Genomic DNA, 362 nt, shown 5'->3' on the forward strand with positions numbered 1-362 from the left:
GGAGGAGGTATTGGTCGCGAACACGGCCGAGGCAGGCAGCGCCTGCTCCAGCCGGCCGAAGACTTCTGCCTTGGTGCCGAGGTCCTCCCGCACCGCCTCGATGACCAGCTCGACGTCCGGCCCGTCCGCCCACGGATCATCGAGCGGAACCAGCCGCTCCAGGGTGGCGGCGCAGTCCTCGGCGGACAGCCGGCCCTTCTGTACGGCGCGGTCGAGCATGGACCGTACGAAGTCGAGGGCCGCGGTCACCGCCTCGGTGCGTACGTCGCACAGCTCGACGGTGTGTCCGGCGGTCGCGGCCCACTGGGCGATGCCACGGCCCATGGCTCCGGCGCCGACGATCCTGATACGCATGGCAGTTG

The 362-nt window shown here is 70.7% G+C and carries 1 protein-coding gene; it reads right to left on the reverse strand.

Going from position 1 to position 362, the window contains the following annotated elements; translation table 11 throughout:
• Positions 1-354, reverse strand: a 354-nt coding sequence (locus AC1DUE_RS20915; protein ID WP_477041309.1) for a 3-hydroxyacyl-CoA dehydrogenase family protein, incomplete at its 3' end; no start/stop codon positions are given.
• Positions 355-362 lie beyond the last annotated feature (8 nt).

Source organism: Cellulomonas sp. P4_A2 (genome assembly GCF_056402515.1).